General features: G+C 67.8%; 1 protein-coding gene. It reads left to right on the top strand.

Annotated features, from left to right (window positions below):
- Nucleotides 1-385: outer membrane protein (locus MKK52_RS09060; protein ID WP_409564641.1), on the top strand; the 385-nt coding region annotated here is incomplete at both ends.

Genomic DNA, 385 nt, shown 5'->3' with positions numbered 1-385 from the left:
TCGTCGGCATCGAGGCTGACGCCCAGTACGCCGACTTCGGCGCCCAGCGGAACCGCTTCTCGGCCGCCGCTCCGGCCGGCTCGGCGATCATCCCCGGCACCCTCGTCTACAACCCGAACTGCCTGTCGGGCCTCGACTACTTCGGCACCGTCCGCGGCCGCCTCGGCAACGCCTTCGACCGTACCCTCGTGTACGCCACGGTCGGCTTCGCCTACGGCTCGGGCGGCGGCCGTCAGTTCGGCACCGGCGTCTCCTCGAACGACTTCCAGACAGGCTACGCTGTCGGCAGCGGTATCGAGTACGCTATCCCGACCGACTCGTTCCTGAACTTCTTCCGCTCCTCGGCCGTCACGCTGAAGGTCGAAGGCCTGTACGTGAACCTGGA

The organism is Methylobacterium sp. J-067, from assembly GCF_022829465.1.
Lineage (GTDB): Bacteria > Pseudomonadota > Alphaproteobacteria > Rhizobiales > Beijerinckiaceae > Methylobacterium > Methylobacterium litchii.
The sequence above is the reverse complement of the archived record's forward strand: the minus strand, read 5'-3'. Positions and strand labels throughout refer to the sequence as shown.